This is a genomic window from Deltaproteobacteria bacterium (assembly GCA_016183235.1).
Taxonomy (GTDB): domain Bacteria; phylum UBA10199; class UBA10199; order DSSB01; family JACPFA01; genus JACPFA01.
In genome coordinates, this window is record JACPFA010000043.1 from 1 (window position 1) to 17,135 (window position 17,135).

The 17,135-nt window shown below is 44.3% G+C and carries 10 protein-coding genes; 6 read left to right on the plus strand and 4 right to left on the minus strand.

Annotated features, from left to right (window positions below):
* Positions 1-288: 288 nt before the first annotated feature.
* Positions 289-1,542 carry a HAMP domain-containing histidine kinase gene (locus tag HYU97_11090; protein MBI2337292.1) on the minus strand — a complete coding sequence of 418 codons (1,254 nt, stop codon included), beginning with the start codon at positions 1,540-1,542 and terminating at the stop codon, positions 289-291.
* A 315-nt stretch (positions 1,543-1,857) separates the two neighbouring features.
* Here HYU97_11090 and HYU97_11095 point away from each other — a divergent pair, with 315 nt between their 5' ends.
* The 4 genes from HYU97_11095 (at position 1,858) to HYU97_11110 (ending at position 7,939) form a co-directional block, all read left to right on the plus strand.
* A complete protein-coding gene (locus HYU97_11095) occupies positions 1,858-3,345 on the plus strand; it encodes a hypothetical protein (protein MBI2337293.1) in 1,488 nt (495 codons plus the stop codon).
* Positions 3,345-6,854, plus strand: a complete 3,510-nt coding sequence (locus HYU97_11100; GenBank protein MBI2337294.1) for a hypothetical protein — start codon at positions 3,345-3,347, stop codon at positions 6,852-6,854. Before HYU97_11095 ends, HYU97_11100 begins: the two co-directional genes overlap by 1 nt.
* 321 nt (positions 6,855-7,175) lie before the next feature.
* Complete coding sequence (locus HYU97_11105) at positions 7,176-7,418, plus strand: hypothetical protein (protein ID MBI2337295.1); 243 nt, start codon at positions 7,176-7,178, stop codon at positions 7,416-7,418.
* A 131-nt stretch (positions 7,419-7,549) separates the two neighbouring features.
* Positions 7,550-7,939: a type II toxin-antitoxin system VapC family toxin gene (locus HYU97_11110; protein ID MBI2337296.1), complete on the plus strand. Its 390-nt coding sequence runs from the start codon at positions 7,550-7,552 to the stop codon at positions 7,937-7,939.
* A gap of 164 nt (positions 7,940-8,103) precedes the next feature.
* Here HYU97_11110 and HYU97_11115 read toward each other — a convergent pair whose 3' ends face one another.
* Together HYU97_11115 and HYU97_11120 are read right to left on the minus strand one after the other, a co-directional pair.
* On the minus strand, positions 8,104-8,358 hold the full coding sequence (locus tag HYU97_11115) for a hypothetical protein (GenBank protein MBI2337297.1): 255 nt from the start codon (positions 8,356-8,358) through the stop codon (positions 8,104-8,106).
* Positions 8,336-8,647 carry a BrnT family toxin gene (locus HYU97_11120; GenBank protein ID MBI2337298.1) on the minus strand — a complete coding sequence of 104 codons (312 nt, stop codon included), beginning with the start codon at positions 8,645-8,647 and terminating at the stop codon, positions 8,336-8,338. Before HYU97_11120 ends, HYU97_11115 begins: the two co-directional genes overlap by 23 nt.
* 85 nt (positions 8,648-8,732) lie before the next feature.
* On the opposite strand from HYU97_11120, the gene polA reads away from it, so the two are divergent.
* Positions 8,733-11,390 (plus strand): DNA polymerase I, encoded by a 2,658-nt coding sequence (polA, locus tag HYU97_11125; GenBank protein MBI2337299.1) that lies wholly within the window; start codon positions 8,733-8,735, stop codon positions 11,388-11,390.
* A 291-nt stretch (positions 11,391-11,681) separates the two neighbouring features.
* Positions 11,682-11,906 (plus strand): hypothetical protein, encoded by a 225-nt coding sequence (locus tag HYU97_11130; protein MBI2337300.1) that lies wholly within the window; start codon positions 11,682-11,684, stop codon positions 11,904-11,906.
* A 46-nt stretch (positions 11,907-11,952) separates the two neighbouring features.
* Here HYU97_11130 and HYU97_11135 read toward each other — a convergent pair whose 3' ends face one another.
* Positions 11,953-17,091 (minus strand): hypothetical protein, encoded by a 5,139-nt coding sequence (locus HYU97_11135; GenBank protein ID MBI2337301.1) that lies wholly within the window; start codon positions 17,089-17,091, stop codon positions 11,953-11,955.
* Positions 17,092-17,135: the final 44 nt, after the last annotated feature.

The window sequence follows — 17,135 nt, forward strand, 5'->3', positions numbered from 1 at the left end:
ACGCGAATATGAGGTTGAAAAGTTCTCGAGGCTCCTTCAGTCCAAATCTCAATCCCTCTGGACGATCGCTTTAGCCTTGACCAAGAGGTCATCCATATGAGGGTCGGCGATGGAGCGCCGGGTCGAAAAAGCTAACTCAACTGCAAAGTCGCCTCACTCTATTTTTAGGTGCAGCAATTTGCAGATTAATTGAAGAATAAAATGGAAGATTGCCACGCTCGCCAACGGGGCTCGCTCGCAATGACAGGGAGCCCTGCTGGGTTCAGAATGACAGTGTTTTATATAATGTCACATTTGGACGAGGGAGGGGTTTTGGGGGAGGGTAAAATAAAAATTGGACCCATGGCCCTTTTTGGATTCGACCCAAATGCGCCCCCCGTGCAGCTCGACAATTTTTTTAGCAATGGTTAGGCCTAACCCGGTGCCTTCGTAGGCGCGATTCAGTTCCCCATTGGCTTGACGAAAAGATTCAAAAATAAATTGTTGCTCGTGTTCATCCATACCAATCCCAGAATCCGAGATACAAAATTGCGCCATATCTCCAATTCGTGAAGCAATAATTGTAATCTTACCTTGCAGCGTAAATTTAGCTGCATTTTCCAATAAATTAAAAAATACTAAAGATACTTGTTCTTCATCACCATAAACCTTATTAACCTCGCCTAATTTTATTTCAAAATTAACCTTCTCTTCTTTAAGGGTTGGTTTAAGGTTTTGATGAATATCGCTAATTACTTTTTGCACATCAATGGGTTTAACGATGAGTTTTTGAGTGCCGGCTTGAAACTTGGTGAGGTCAAGAATTTTGTCGACCACTTCTAATAAGTTTTGGCCACTGGCTTGAATCATTTCTAAATAACGTTTTTGGTCACCATTAAGCTCGCCTAAAGATTGCTCTAACAAAATACCGGTTAGCCCTAAAATACCATGCAAGGGGGTGCGTAATTCGTGGGTAATATTAGAAGTAAATTGCTGTTTCAATTTGGTGATTTCTGCCAATTGGGCATTTTGACGGGTGAGTTCTTGATAAAGTAACGCATTATTCACCGAAAGGCTGGCCATAGAGGCCATGGTAGAAAGTAGCTCAAGTAAGGGCTCTGAATAAGCTTGCCTATTTTCTTTCGGGCCCACATTCATAAGGCCTATCAATTTTGCCTCGGCCCACATGGGGAATACAACTTCGGCCCCAACCCCAGTCATCAAACGCAAGCCCGCCGTGCGAATATCGATAAACCTGGGATCGTTAGCCAGGGCGCTTTTTAATAAATACCCCTTTTGTTGGCGCAAAAAAACAATGACCGAGTCTTGAGCCTTAATTTGACAAACTAGGGGATCACCACCCGCGCTTTCTTGGATCACAAATTGATTGAGTTCGGATTCGTAGAGCAAGATATTGGCTGCCGAAGCCCCTGCGGTTTGCGTCAAAGAGCGCAGTAAATTTTTAAGTAAGGGTTTTAAATTTTTAATAGAAGCTAATTGTTGAACAAAAGGAGTTAATAATTCTTGAAAATCTATCTTTTGGTTTTTGCGCCAAAAAAACATGACGCATTGTACCTTCTTTGTCATTGCGAGGCAAGCAGGACCCTTAGCAACGGCGTCGATCTGTCATTGCGAACCTGGGCACCTCTGTCATTGCGAACCCAGAGGTCCTTCGGCAAGCCTCAGGATAAATTCCGCAATCTCCCCTGTTTAAGCGAGGGGATTGCCACGCCCGTTGGGCTCGCAATGACAGAGGGCCCCGGGTTCGCAATGACAGCAATACCCATTGGCCAGTCGCGTCAAAGAGAATTGCCGATTCTCGCAACAATTTCGTGAATTTACCGAGAAATTCTACGGGGAGTTGGTGATTGAAAACTTATGGGTAATGACTACACAGCATTTAGTTTCTTTTGTTCGGCGCAGGCAGGCATTTACGCCAATATTGCCGATCAACAAGTGGGGCTTAGTGGAAAGGTGGGAACAGATGCGATTTGTATTATTCCTCCTGGTTTAACAACCACTACTCTCGATTTATTGCTCCGTTATGGTACAACGATTCTCCCCAAAGATCTGGGCAGCAACACCACTTTAGAACAACAGTTTCTGGTTTTTACAGCTGGGCTGAATAACTTTCACAGGATCTTTGAAAAAAATGGCCATTCCCTTTATACCGCAGATGGGCTTGGGTTTAATGTGCGTTGGTCGATTCCACGTTTGAAAAACGATGCTCAAGAAGACCCTAAACAGCAAGAAGAGATTTGTAAAAAATATGCCAAATTTAATCACTCTGCCGTTGAAGATTGCGAAAACCAGCCCACCCCTGAAACAGAAGACTTTGGAATTTCAGGAGAAACCGAAGTCAGTTTTCCGGTTACTCTTTCTTTAACCCCCATCGGCTGGTGGCTTCCTTATTGGAAGGCTATTGAGGGAAGCCTTGATTTTTCCCTAAGCCTTTATGCCGACCTTGACTTAACCAAGCTTGGGTCCTCATGGCGAGCCGAAGAACAAATGACCACTGATTTTGGGTTTGCAGTTACGGCTAAATATCATTTTGGAGATACCATTAAGCTTGCTCCTTTCAGAATCGATAAAGACTTAAGTGTAATTGGAGATTTGCTCTCGTTAGGGGTAGTTAGTGTTTTTGCGGCACCAGCAGCGAGGGAACGGCTTGCGGCAGGGATTGCTCAAAATATTGGTGCCAAGTCAGGGGAAGTGCCACGAAATCAGGCCGAGGCGATTCAAACTAGTGCCCATGCCAATAGTGCAGTTGGAGTTGTGGCAGCAGAAACAGGTGGTTTAATTTTGGGTGTTGTAGCAGCCACTTCTCGTAATGATGTTGTTGGGTACGGCGCTGTGGGTGTGGGAATAGTTGATGCGGGCATCTTACTGGCAGATGATCGTTATGGTGCAGCAGGTTTACCCATGTTAACCGGACCTTTGGCTGGATTGGCCTATCGTTTGGATGATCGATTGTTAGAAGATAATTGGTTATTCCCTTCAGCCGTACTGGCATTAGAAGTAGCAAATCTTGGGGTGGCCTTGGGAAATTTGTCGGATGAAAGCGACAGCTTGCCAGCCGCAGAAAGAAGCAGGTCATTCCGTACCATGGCCCTAATGGATGCCAATGTGTTGCCTTATTTCTTATTACGATATGATGGTATACGTTATGCAGCCCCCGCTGGCCCTCTTATTTCAATGGCCATTGCTTGTAGTGAAGAAGATTGGGCCATGTGTGGAATTTCAGTAGGTAACACGATCATTATTGGTTCACTAACCGCTTTCACGGATGGAGATATACCCTTAGTTGTAGCTCCTACTATTCATGAAAATGGGGCGCCAGGATTGGTGGCAGGAGGGAGGTTCTGATGAAACCTTTTAGCCGTTATTTTATTTTTAGTTTTTTTGTTTTGACGCTGGTGGCCTGCGGACAGGCAGAAAATGACGCTATTGATTTTACGGTTCAAGACAATAAGCAAAATCAAATCAGCCCTGCAACCACGATTGAAGACACGGTTACTGCTGAACCTACTACAAGTCCTCAAGTTCCCGTATCACCAACACCACCATCGACAACCCCTACTCCCACTCCAACTTCTACCGAGAAACCCAAGGCACCCAAGCCACCGATGAATTTAAAAATTCCCCAAATTCGTCCTCACATGGAGCGCTTTGTTCCTAAAAAAGGTTTCTTTTATAATTTTTATGCTGAGTTGATCCCGGCCCCTAATCAAGAAATTCTTAAATCAAACCATGCGGGGGATTGCAGTCACTTTCCTAATGGCTACGAAACTCATCCTGAGCTAGCTGATTTTGGAGTTTGCATCAGCAGCCCACTACCTGAACAAGAGTATGCCGAAAATATTACCAACCTAAAAGTAGAAGGTAAAATTCACGGCGAGGTTCTTTCAGACCTGCAAGTTCGGGTGCAAAATTTATTAATTGATTCACAAATTTTTGTGAAAAATTTTGATGAAGTAACCTACTCCCCTAGTTCAGGAAATTTTTCAGCCCAGTTTAGTTTGGCTGAAGCAGGTACCTATGCCATTACGGTAACCGCCACTCAATTCGCCGAAGATGTCATCGCCGATCCTGAACCCAAGACCGTCATCAATACCCTATTTGTGCACCGAGTTACCCCGCCTGAATTTACGATCTTAAGCCCAGAAGACGGGGCAAAACTTCACTCTCAAATCCCTGTGCCCATTCAAGTTAAGGTCACCTATCCAAAAACTATGGGGCTGCCTCAATCTGAAATTTATGTGAATAATCAATTACAAGATGGATCTTTAGGAGTGCCTAACGGCCAAGGGTTAATGAACGGCCAGGTGTTTTTGCCCCATGGCATGAGTAATATTAAAATTGTGCTTAAAAATAAAGGCGGAAAAATCGAGAAAAAGATTTCTGTCTACAATGATTTAAAGGGGCCAACTCTCACCCCCTTAAAGGGCTGCTTCAATCATTATTATATGAATGAAAATTCAGAACCTATCGAGGTAGATTTTCAATTAAAAGTTACCGATGATGCGCCCGATACTTATCAAATTGTTGCTGCAGTCAATGGCACAGAAAAACCCAATTCTATTTGTCGTTGGGTTAACAATAACACACACGTGCAATGCGATGTGCCTTTGAAAAAGCCCGGCATGAACATTGTGGCTTTTAAAATTAAAGATTCAGCCGGTAACGAAAGTGAATACACCAAGGCCTGCGCTCTCATTCAAGAAACAAAGCCCATCAAGGCAGCCTTAGAAAATAATACCATGGCCTTTACTAACGATGCACTGCAACTTAGTTTAACGACCCAATTCATCACCAAAGATATCACCGAGGTGTTAGGAAACTACGTCAATTCCCAAGATTTTCGAAAAAACTTTCACAAACTTTTAGGAAAAGATCTCCCCTCCATTGGTATTTACCCTTATTCCAAGGGCAACACTTCAATTGACATTGACCCGGAAACCCTTGATCTTGGCACCATCGATGTTTCTACCGAGTTTGATGTTGATAAAAAAACTTTTAAAGCCACGCTCGATATTAACAAACTCAAAGGCAAAATGGCCTTAACCACTTTTTATGTCAAAATGTATGAAGACTCGGATTGGCCCGATTTAGACGAGTGTGGGCATCCTATCCCTTTGAGCAAAGCGGGCACGCCGATGTATTTACCAGGCGACCCCAACAAAAGAGACCAAGATAATATTTGCGAACTCAACTGGGACCCTGATTTTGCAGGGAACCACTGCGACTACAAACTCAGCGGGGCTAACAAAGCCGAGGTTAACAAACAGTGTTTTCTCAAGCTCATCGACAAACAAAAAACTCACCTGATTTTAAATTTTAATCATTTGGTGATTCCTCTTACCATCAAATTTAAATTGAGTGATGCTCAACCCAAAATCCAAGTTGAAATTACTAGGGCATCTGTTGCCGACAATATCGTGGCAACACCCAAAGATAGTTTTATTAAAGCCGACCCAGATTATAATGGCGGGCCTATTTTTGATGATCCCTTCACTCAGCTCATCGATATCCGCGAAGAATTTTTAAAAAGCATTGTTGACATGCTCACCAAAGACACCCCTTTTCAAATCAATTCCTTTTTGAAAAAACCCATCTTTGTTGAACAAAAAGTTAAAATCTTAGGCCAAGAAAATACGATTCGCGTAGGGGTTGATTTAGCCAATACCCGGCTCGCTCTTTTTAAGGGTAGTAACGATAAAGGCCGTATTGGCTTGTCGTTGGCCCTAGCTAGTTCGGGCACGGCCAGCTACCTCAACAATTTTATTAAAGACGCTGAAAATCGTGCCAAGGCCAATCAAGATCCTGCTATCCAATTTTTGGATCCGAACGGCACACCCTTTAATGCCAACACCATGGGCCCCTTTGTGTTAAGCCATAGTACCAACCCCACTTTTGGGCAATTGTTGAGCGGAAAGAGCCCCATTTTGGCCACGGGTCTTAGTGAGAATGGTATCAACCAAATTTTATTTGGCATTATTACGAGCGGCTTATTAGACATTCCCTTTGGGCCAAAATTGATTGAAGAAAATGGGCTTGAATTACCTCCGATATTACAACCCAATGCGGGGTCTCTGTTGGGTTCGGATTTTCGCCGCTCTAATCATACTTTGATTGTCGATGATACGACGGTGTTTACAGATATTACACCTACTTATGCCCTACCCATCACGGTTCGGCTGGTTTCAGCTAATGATTTACCTGCCGATGCTAAATTGAAAACTATCGAGGGCTTAGATGCTATTTTAGAAATTGGCGTGGGCGAATTAAACTTGCCTATGTTTGAAGCCGACCCTACGGGCCATCTCATTTCTCAACCCGGTGGCAGTTGTGAACCTAATAATAGCCCCAGTGATAGTGACTGCATACCATTGGTAAAAATGCGCCTCCATGCACTCATTTATGGTGGGGTGCAGTTAATGAATACGGCCGATTCTCCTTCGGGAAAATTAGGTTTGGTGGATGCAAGCAAACAGCCCCTGACCTTCATGATTACCTTTGACAATATTGCGAGCCGAGTTGATGTGGCGGTGGTACCCGGCACCAACACGTTTTCGAATCGCAGTGACCATGAAGTCGCTGACAAACTAGAAAATCTCATTCGGGCGGCTTTGAAAGAAAAACGCTATGAAGAAGAAACTCAAGAATTTGAAGGCGGCTTTTCACCTTTGGAAATTCCCTTCAGCCCGCTGTTGTTTGACAAAAATCAAAGTACGATCTTAAATGGCAATGCTGATACATTGGGTGACTTGCTTGAGAACACGGGCATTACTTCGCTTGAACTGCAAAATATAATTATTAGCCCTGACCTCGACACCGGGATGCTGAAGTTCTACCTTGACCCGGTGATTAACTAACGGGAAAGAATCCACCTGTCATTGCGAGCAAGCACCGTTTGCGAGCGTGGCAATCTTCTTTTTCATTCTTCAATTCATCTACATATTGCCGCACCTAAAAAGGACGGCACTCCCTTGACGGGGCACGCCAGCCCCCTTCAGACGCCAGGGGGCTGCCTCGGTTCTCGGCAAACATGATCACAGGCTTCAAAGGAAAGTTTGCCTCCGAATGGCCCCGTCAAGGGAGTTCCGTCCTTTTTCTATTCCTCAAATATTTTAGGCCTGACTTTTTCCTATTGATAACCTAGGTAAATTCCTATACTATATCATAGGAAAGAACCTATGGAATCGCTTAAACAAGCTAATTTTTTAATCCCCGAAACTGTTTTGAAAGAATTGCGCACCCTTGTGCCACGTGGGGAACAAAGCCGCGTTGTTTCAGATGCCTTGCTTCACGAGCTTAAAAGGAGAAAATTAAAAAAGGCCATCCAAGGTAGTTTTGGGGCATGGAAATCTCGCAAAGATTTAGGATCCACCCGTTCCTATATACGAAAACTTAGAAAAGAACGTTCAGGGAACCTCTAAAAACGACCCATCTGCGGCGTTGCCCGCAAAGCCACGATCCTCACGTATTTCCATATACGCTCCGGTCGCGTCTTCGCGGGCGCCTTGCATCTGGGCCCTTTTTAGAGGTTCCTCCAAATCCAGGTTATTATATGGCACTTCAAAAAATTCTTGTTGATACCGATGTGCTTATCGATTTCTTACGAAAAAAAGAAAAGGCTAAAATTCTATTAGAAAAGGCAAGCACTGCGGGGGAGCTTTATATTTCTGTTATCAACCTAGCAGAAATTCTTGCTGGCATGAAACCTCATGAAAAAGAAAAAACTGAGGCCTTTATTTCTGGATTTAATCTTATCGAGATCAACGAAGCTATTGCGCGCCATGCAGGGGAATTACGCAATCAATATAAACAAATTGGCCTTGCTGACTGCTTAATCGCTGCCACAGCCTTAAAAGAAGATTGCCTACTACTTACTTTTAACTATAAAGATTATCGCTTTAAGAAATTACGGTTTGCCAACTATAGTATTTTAACTTTTTGATAGTACGTTTTCTGTCATCCTCGCGAAGGCGGGGATCCAGTTCTGTAAGCGGGGTTAAGCACTGGATCCCCGCCTTCGCGGGGATGACAGCCTATTTAAAAGTTAAAACACTGTAATAACTTGATAGCCCTCACCTTCGTAACCTCATGCCAATTATTAGCTCATCATCTCCCCTGGCTGTGCATTCCCAGAGATTGTGCTAACAGCATTTTCATGTAGCTCTGATAAGGGACGTCTCTTTTGTTTGCCTGTATCTTCAACTCATTGAGGAGAGACAATGGCATTCTCAAATTGACCGTTACCGTAGAAGCCTTTAATTCAGGCATGTCGGGGGCCTTTTGCATTTTGGTGAGATCGAGATGTTTTGTACTATTCGAAGGTTCCAACGGAACAAATTTATCTTTTATTTTGTTCTTCATAAATTTTTCTTTCCTTTCGGTTCATCGGCCTGGCAGAAATGATTCGTATGAATTCCCCCCTTAGAGTAAAACTAATAGTCAAACATCGTCCGGCATTGTTTCTTCCAAAAGCTGTCATTCTTGGTTCACTTCTAGAATGAATAGGATCCTCCAATAACAGCAAGGGTTGATTAAAGAATATTTGTTCGGCCTCCTCACAGCTCACTTGGTGCTTATGCTGACTCTTTTGAGCATTACCAGAATCCCATTGAAACCCTTGAGCTTTTCCTGTCCTCTCTTGCCATTTCATTGTATTGTATGATACAATACGCTGCAATGATCGTCAAGATCATTTTTTTTTGACTTTTTCAAAAAATAGACCCATAGCTTCCACAATGACGCTGCACACACTTTATCTCATTGATGGTTCTTCGTTTATTTTTCGTGCCTATTTTGCCTTGCCCAACCTCACTAATTCGAAAGGCTTCCCCACTAGCGCTATTTATGGCTTTAATAATATGTTGCAGAAGCTGATTCGCGAAAAAAATCCTCATTACTTAGGCGTTGTTTTTGATCGGCCCGAGCCTACCTTTCGTAAAGAAGCCTTTGCCGCCTACAAGGCCCAACGGGAAGAAATGCCGGGGGAATTGGCTCGGCAAATTCCTTATATTAAAAAGTTAGTTGAGGCCTGGAACCTCACTTGTTTGGAACTGCCTGGTTTTGAAGCCGATGATATTATCGGTACCCTGGCCAAACGTTTTACCGACATTCCTATGGTCGTAGTAACCGGCGATAAAGACCTCATGCAATTGGTCAACCAGCGGGTGAGCCTTTATGACCCAATGAAAGATAAAAATATTGGAGAAAAAGAAGTTTTAGAAAAATTTGGAGTATCACCTGGGCAGGTGATCGAGGTTTTAGGCTTAGCTGGCGACACCTCTGACAATATTCCCGGGGTGCAGGGGATTGGGCCTAAAACTGCCGCTAACCTTATTCAAACCTATGGTAGCATTGAAGCTGTCTACGCCAACCTCGACAAAATCAAAGGCAAACAAAAAGAACGTTTAGAACAAGACAAAGACAAGGCCTTTCTTTCTAAAAAACTCGCCACGCTTCACACTGAGGTTCCCCTTGCCTGTGCGCTCGATGCGCTTGAAAGAAAACCGCCTCACGAAGATGAGCTGCAAGCCCTTTATCGAGAATTTGAATTTACTCGGCTTTTGCAAAATGAGCCGCCTAACCCTTTATCAGGTTCTTTTGAACAACTACCTAAGACAAATTATCATTTAGTGGATAGTGAACCAGCCCTTGCGAAATTAATTGAACAGTTAACTCGTGCAAAAACCTTTTCTTTTGATACCGAAACAGACTCATTAGTAGCTCTGCAAGCCAATCTGGTTGGGCTCTCTTTTGCTGTGGCCCCGGGTGAGGCCTATTATGTGCCCGTGGGGCATCACACGAGCCAGCCTTTAAAAATTAAAGAAACCCTTGAACAATTAAAGCCCTTATTTGCGAATCCTGATTTAACCAAAGTTGCTCAAAATTTTAAATACGATGCGCATGTGCTCATGAATTATGGGCTTGAGGTGCTGGGGTTAAGCATGGACACCATGATCGCCTCTTATTTGCTCTCCCCGGCAAGTTCTCATTCACTCGATTTTCTGGCTCAACATTTTCTCAATCATCGCAATATCCCGTTTAGTCAGGTGGTCCCAAAAACAAAAACCTTTGCCGATGTTGATCTGCAAGCCGCCAAAGATTATTCTTGTGAAGATGCTGACGTGACCCTTCGCTTGTCCCGTCTCTTTGCAGAAAAATTATCTCAAGACCAATTAACTTCTGTGTTGTGCAATATCGAACTTCCCACCACTTATGTGCTTTTAAAGATGGAACGGGCGGGCATTAAAATCGATGTTGATTTTTTGCATGGGCTCAAACAAGAATATCAACAAAAATTAAGCCAAATCGAAACCGAGATTTTTCAATTAGCGGGGACTAGCTTTAATATTCAATCCCCTAAACAACTGGGCAAAATACTTTTTGAAACACTTCAGCTCCCTACTCAAAAGAAAAACAAAACAGGATTTTCGACCGATGTGAGCGTGTTAGAAGCATTAGCCAAGACTCACCCCCTACCCCAAAAAATCTTAGACTATCGCAGCCTGGCTAAACTCATCTCAACTTACATTGATGCCTTGCCTCAACAGGTTAATCCTAAAACGGGTCGGGTTCATACCACCTACAATCAAACCATTGCTGAAACCGGGCGACTTTCTTCGACCGACCCCAACCTGCAAAATATCCCCATCCGTACGGAAGAAGGGCGCAAGATCCGCCGTGCCTTTATCACCGAATCTGATTGGGTTTTATTGAGTGCTGATTATTCGCAGATTGAGTTGCGCATTTTGGCCCACTTAAGTGAAGACCCCGAGCTTTTATCGGCCTTTCAACAAAACCTCGATGTGCATCGCCTCACGGCCGCAAAAATTTTTAATATCGATCCCCAAGCCGTAACAAACGAACAGCGCGCTATTGCCAAGACGGTTAATTTTGGCGTGATCTATGGCCAAACCCCCTATGGGTTATCGGCCCAACTCAAAATTTCCCAAAGCGAGGCCAAACTTTATATCGATCAATATTTTCAAAAATATCAAAAGGTCAAAACCTATCGTGACCAGATATTAATGACCGCCCGCCAAACCAAGGAAGTACGCACCCTGCTGGGTCGCCGCCGTCAGGTGCCAGACATTGAGCATCGCAATCAGGCCTTACGCCAAATGGCGGAACGTTTTGCCTTCAACACGGTTCTCCAAGGCACCGCCGCTGACATTATAAAACTCGCGATGATTCGCCTCGATCAAAAATTAACTTCAACTCAAAGCCACGCCAGGCTGCTTTTACAAGTGCACGATGAATTGGTGGTTGAATCCCCGCAAGCTGAAAGTTTTCAAGTTAAAGAAATGATTCGAGAGGCCATGGAGGGAGTTCATCCGATGAAGGTTGCCCTTAAGGTTAGTATTGGCATTGGGCCTAATTGGGACGAAGCGCATTAGTTAGCAAATCGTAAGATAAATATCACGTAAGGTAATGTCTCAGTTTCAGGGGTTTAGCTTTCCTCAACCCGCGCTTCACTCCTCGTATTCGCACTTAAAAAACATTAGTTTGTTTAGAAGTGACTTTGTCATCGCGAGCCCGAAGGGCGTGGCGATCTCCAACATGCTATGGTGGAGGTTGCTTCGTCGCAGACTCCTCGCAATGACAGCTTTTATAACAAACTATATGTTTTTTAAGTGCTCATGACAATATACCTTAAAATACACCTCGTTTTAGGGTATTCATGTAGTATGAAAGTTAAAACCTCTATTACATTGTCGGCTTCTATTCTGGAACAATTGAGCTCTTTAGAAACGAAATACACAAATCGCTCCAAGCTCATTGAGGAGGCTATTGTTCTATTTTTAGAAAAAATCAAAAAAGAAGTTCGAAATCAGAATGATCTATCTATTCTTAATAAAAATAGTGATTCACTTAATAAAGAGGCCCTTGAGGTGTTGGAGTTTCAAAATTAAAGGCCTTGAATCACGCCCTTAAGATGGCTTTGGATTTGGAATGAGCCTACGGAGATGGGGGGCTTTCGAGGTAACCCTTGATAAGGGCTTGGGCCCTAGCTTTAGAACCAGGCGTGTCTTCAAGGTAAAACGGTTGTAAATCGCGATTTAATTCGCCCACGCGAGTTGCATCACCTTGCAGAAATCTTAATAAGGCAACGGGATTGACCCGCTCATATTTTCCCATTAAGGCATCGATGATGGGCAATTGTTTAATGTCTAAAATTCTAAGGGTATGGTCTTTACGGTAAATCTTTTGATCTGCCAAAAAACTTTTAAAGGATGTACCACGACTGAGATTATATAGATTTGGAGCATTTGACGGATCGATAAAGGGATTACTAACATAGGCTTGACCCCTATGATCATAAAGTACATAGGCATTTACCAGTTGACCCGAGGCATCATAGTCCCCTAATAACAAACCATTTTCTGGCCGACTCATGGCAGCTTGTATCGCTGTAAACACCGTGATTTTAGGTTGGTGAATCAATAGCCGCGTCCATAAGCGCTGAACATTGGGATCACGAAATAAAGGAGCTAATAATCGCCCAGTGCTTGCTGCTCGGCCGTTGACGGAGGCAGGGGTAAGCCCAAAATTTTGCCGAACTTCGCTCATAAAACCCATTGAGAAACCTCCAGAAGACTCTCTAGTGTACGCTAGTTTTTCAAGATTTCTTTCATAATGATTAATTTCTGGAGTTGGTTGTTCTTCGGTAGGAGGTTCTGTCACACGCGTTTTAAAATTAATGGTATAGTGATTGCCATAAAGCTCGCTAAAACTCTGAACCGTTTTCTCAATGGCATTACTATAATCATTTGCAGTTCCTATAGAAATTGGCTCCGAAATTTCTAAATCAACCACCACTTCAGAACGTTGATACGTATTATAATGCCGGAATAAATTGCCCAAGCGTAAGAGACCTTGGGGTGCCTTTTCGGGGGTCATTTTTACATAAGTATAAGCACCGATAATCCGCACGCGGCCTGCATCATAGAACGGAATAGTGTAGGCATTAAGAAAAGGCATGGCATCCAAATCAACCATCATAATGGGGGCCCCCGGCAGGCGCCCCTGATTGACCATCTTAATCATTCCATTGATTTGCTCGATTTGTAAAACATAAGGGCGTTCAGTGGTAGGAGTACGATCGACACCTGTGTATAAACCCGCAAGGCCCTCAAAGAGATTATTCAATATTTCAATGGTTGTATTGTCAGCCCGATCGATGGCACGACGCAAATCTCTTGAATCAATGCGATTACCATTGACCACCGTATCGGTATAAAGCGCTTCCCTCAAAGCCAGTTTTACCTCGGCTGGTAAATTAGGTGCTATTCTTGCGTATCGGGCTGGATAAAAGACCTTAAGTGAGTCATACACAAAGTTAGGCAAACGACGCTGATCGGCATGGGCTTGGGCATGGGCCCTGGCTACCAATACAGGTAAAGTAATTTCACCTTCAATGGTTCGCATTTCTTGCGGTAAAATATCAGCAGCCCCACTACCAGCTTCAGTAAGAGCGCGTTTTTGGTTCCAATGTTCAATAATGGCCTGCATTAACCCACGTTTTGGGTTTCGAGTGCTAGCCACATCGGATTTTAAAACCCTAGTTGTTAAAAAATTTCTAGCTTGATCCGGAGTTAAACTGTTTGCACCAAATGCATTAGCAGCTTGTGCAATTTCTGCTAACGTCTTAACATTAAACGAACTGCAGTATCTCATATCGGCTTCGACCGGTTGATCAAAAACAACCCCCTGCGCCGCTGCCCTTGCACCTTCGTTAACCACAACCATTTGCCCCATATCCTTCAAACGATCACTGTAAATCTTACTGATTTCATACCCAAGATCGACGGGTGAACCTACGGTAGGAGCCAAATTAGCAAAAGCTAATCTTCCAGCCTGATAACCCATATCGAGAGTAGCAACATTTTTGTAAATACCGCCCCAAACTCCAGATTCCATCCGGTCAGAAGTGGCCACTTGAACGTAGTCGCTCTTATAAAGTTTAAGCAAGTTCCGGGCAGCCTGATCAGCCTCCTTAGGGCCGTAAAATGTCAAAGTAACCCCACCGCCATTAAACAAAAGATCTTGGGGATAAAAACCCTCTACAGGTACGATATCAATGTGATCTAACTCATGAATACGCCGAACCGCATCAACTGAAGCAGTGTCGCTTGCTCTTTTTCTATACCGACCAATTAAAAAATTACGTTCAGAACGAGGGATTTGAAGAAATCGTTCAACTGGATCAACGCTAGAACCTACGGCAGTTACATCTTGATATTCACTTAAGTTAAGTGTCTCGAAGAACGATCGTAAAAGGTTTTTAGCCGCTACAAGCTCGCCTTCCATCTCACCCACACGCTGCACATTAACTTCACGAATAACTTTTTCAATATATTGGTCAGGGCGATAGGTTGCTACGATTTCAACATTAGGGTCTTCTAATTCTGCTCGAGTCAGAGGCCGTAACTGACCGGTACCCCTGTCTCGGGTAAGACCCACGACACCTTTAATAGGGCATCCCAGAATGGCATGTTGGGGTAAATTTCGGATGTAGTCATGGGTCACCACCGATGGAAGTGCCGAAGAAGGAATGTTGAGCCATTGCAATTGCATGGTGCGACGCAAGACTTCGGCTTGTTGACTCTCCGCTTGAAAAGCAACTACGGGGGCTTCGTGAGAGGCGTTGACCAACATCCCACCTTTGTCTGCAAGCTTCTTACCCTGTTGATTAATCGCCGCAACTTCTCGAGCGTCACGACCAATGGTAAAAAGCCCATACCAAAAGGGCAGATTGGCTGGCCCTGGTTTGATTTTATAACGTAACGCCGCCAACAAACCCAACATAGCTCCATTTCCAATCGACAAAGCGCCTTGCGTATAAGGAACCACATCGGTTTGACGAACCTCTGAGGGGGATTGCTCTAAATTGGGTCGAAAGAAGTTGGCTACATATTCTTTGACTGATTCATAACTGCCTTTTTCCGCACCGCTTTCACCAAAAAACCCGTCAATCAACGGGCTTTGAGCTGACCAACGAAAGTATTCTACAAAACCGATAATCTCGGCAACGAGTTTAATACGATCGACTTGTTCAGCAGACGCATTTTTGGGTGTCACACCCCCGCGTTGGTAGCTTAGTATATCATTTTGATTCTCTGTAAAGACACGGCCTAGTGATGCCCCAAAATGATCTAAGGGTATGTCTCGTACGTCTAATTCATCTTGGATGCCACTGACAGTTCGCAAGGCTTCAGTCAGTGAATCTGTAAGAGCATAAGAAATTTTTTTCTTGTCTAAGGGTCTGGGTAATACCATGGTTTTTGTTTCATCTTTTCTACGACGAACATCAGGGTACTGCCGCTCAGACACATAGGTGCCGTCTTTTTCTCCCAACCCAGGGATGGCTATTTTAAAAAGTAGCGAGTTCCACCAAGGGCGCCTTTCACCATAGTCACCTGCCCGGCCTCTCGGGCCAAGCACGGCGGGGTCTACGTTTGCGGCAAAGGCAAGCCGTGGGCCCATGAGACCGACCTGTTGATCCCAGCTTAAATTGGGGAAAAAATTTTGCCAATTTCTGCCGGTATGATCCCAGAGCCTAGCTAGCGACGGATTGCGAATGATTCTGCCAGCAATGTGAGCCTGTGTCTCCATTTTGGCAAAGGCCTGTTGGCCTGACCGACCCCACACAATATTTAAGCCCTTGCTTGCGACCATGGGCGTAGCATAGCCAAAAAACCCTTGGGGAATGGCGGCTTGCCAAGGCAAAGGTTTGTCGCGCAAATGCACAACATATTCCAATTGAGGTGCAACCGTAAAGGCAGCTACACCTAAAGCTGGCCGTAACGCTTGTTGTGAATAGGTACTGGCTGAAATGAACCTTTGCGCCACACCCAGACCCGTTACGTTATGTAATCTGGAATGAGCATAGCTTGCAGACATGCCACTCCCATGCAAAAGCCCAAAGGTTAGCAAATTAGCCCCCGCCATCTTGCCCACACCCTCTAAGGTAATGGGTAGCCCACGATGGTGTTGAAAATAAGTGCCCAGCCCTGTCATCACGGCGGTTTCACCCAATATTACCCCGGCCCCTACTTTAGTTAAGGCCCAAGAACCACGGTTAGAATAAATGGGTAAACTTGATAAAACCAACTTGGGGGCTTGGCTTAAGTAACGGGCCATGGCGACACTCTTGATCATCCGCCCCACCACAAAGGCACCGCCAAAACTCAAAATAGATTCTAAACTGGTGGCACTGGAAAAAAACCGCGTGCCTTGAAACACAAAAGCATCGACCCCACGCACACAAGGCCCCTCACCCGTAATCGCCCCAACTTGACATTGGGCTTGGTGTTGCAAGTGAGAATTTTTGTCTAAATTGTAGGCCCCTAAATTTTCACCATCAGCCACCACACCATAAATCACCACGGCTTCGTTAATGCGATCGTCTAACGACAAGTTATTGGCCAAAGCAAAAAGCTCTTGTCTTAAATTCAACCCGGTTTCCCAGGGCAATGCCAAAATATATTGTCGAACTCCACTGCCACCTAAGCCTTCATCTAATTCATTTTGAAGTTCTGCCGGTAAATTTTCCCAAGCCGCCTTTAAACTACGCCCTTCTGCCAGCGCATCCGTCAAACGATGAAAAACCGCCGGTGGATTTTTGTTATCGGATTCAGAATGGCGAGATTGATAAACGGCTAAAAATAATTTGACGGCATCGGAACGTCGAGCGGTGGCTTCGTATTCATTAATACCCGTCAAAAGTTGATCAGCCAACGGATGCGATCTTCGTATTTTGGCTAGCTCTGCTTTAGCTGCTTCAAATTTTCCACTGGCTAAAGCAGAAATCCCTTCGGCAAGCGACCATTGCGTGGTGTCGCCTACTTCACTCGCTAATGTTTTCCATTGAGTGCAAAGGCCTTGCACTACGGAAGGATCTGACGGCGAAGTAGCAAGGCGTTGAGCGATGGCTTGAGTGAAGGCCGCAAAGCGTTGGTCGATACTGAGTTTGGGCTCAGAGGATGCAACCACAGAGGCGGCTAAAGGTTGCGAATTCGCTGAGGGATAATAAGCGGGCTGGTAGGCCTTTTCATTATCAAACTTAAAGTTGAAACGCGGAGCAGGTGAAACCATGGGACAATTACTTATAACATGTTGATTTTAATTAACTTTATCCC

What these genes read in the sequence shown, in the direction of transcription:
- HYU97_11115 (MBI2337297.1), bottom strand. Translation starts at nt 8,358, where the DNA reads ATGAAGAACAAAATAAAAGATAAATTTGTTCCGTTGGAACCTTCGAAT.
- HYU97_11090 (MBI2337292.1), bottom strand. Translation starts at nt 1,542, where the DNA reads ATGTTTTTTTGGCGCAAAAACCAAAAGATAGATTTTCAAGAATTATTA.
- HYU97_11100 (MBI2337294.1), top strand. Translation starts at nt 3,345, where the DNA reads ATGAAACCTTTTAGCCGTTATTTTATTTTTAGTTTTTTTGTTTTGACG.
- HYU97_11105 (MBI2337295.1), top strand. Translation starts at nt 7,176, where the DNA reads ATGGAATCGCTTAAACAAGCTAATTTTTTAATCCCCGAAACTGTTTTG.
- HYU97_11110 (MBI2337296.1), top strand. Translation starts at nt 7,550, where the DNA reads ATGGCACTTCAAAAAATTCTTGTTGATACCGATGTGCTTATCGATTTC.
- HYU97_11135 (MBI2337301.1), bottom strand. Translation starts at nt 17,091, where the DNA reads ATGGTTTCACCTGCTCCGCGTTTCAACTTTAAGTTTGATAATGAAAAG.
- HYU97_11095 (MBI2337293.1), top strand. Translation starts at nt 1,858, where the DNA reads ATGGGTAATGACTACACAGCATTTAGTTTCTTTTGTTCGGCGCAGGCA.
- polA (MBI2337299.1), top strand. Translation starts at nt 8,733, where the DNA reads ATGACGCTGCACACACTTTATCTCATTGATGGTTCTTCGTTTATTTTT.
- HYU97_11130 (MBI2337300.1), top strand. Translation starts at nt 11,682, where the DNA reads ATGAAAGTTAAAACCTCTATTACATTGTCGGCTTCTATTCTGGAACAA.
- HYU97_11120 (MBI2337298.1), bottom strand. Translation starts at nt 8,647, where the DNA reads ATGAAATGGCAAGAGAGGACAGGAAAAGCTCAAGGGTTTCAATGGGAT.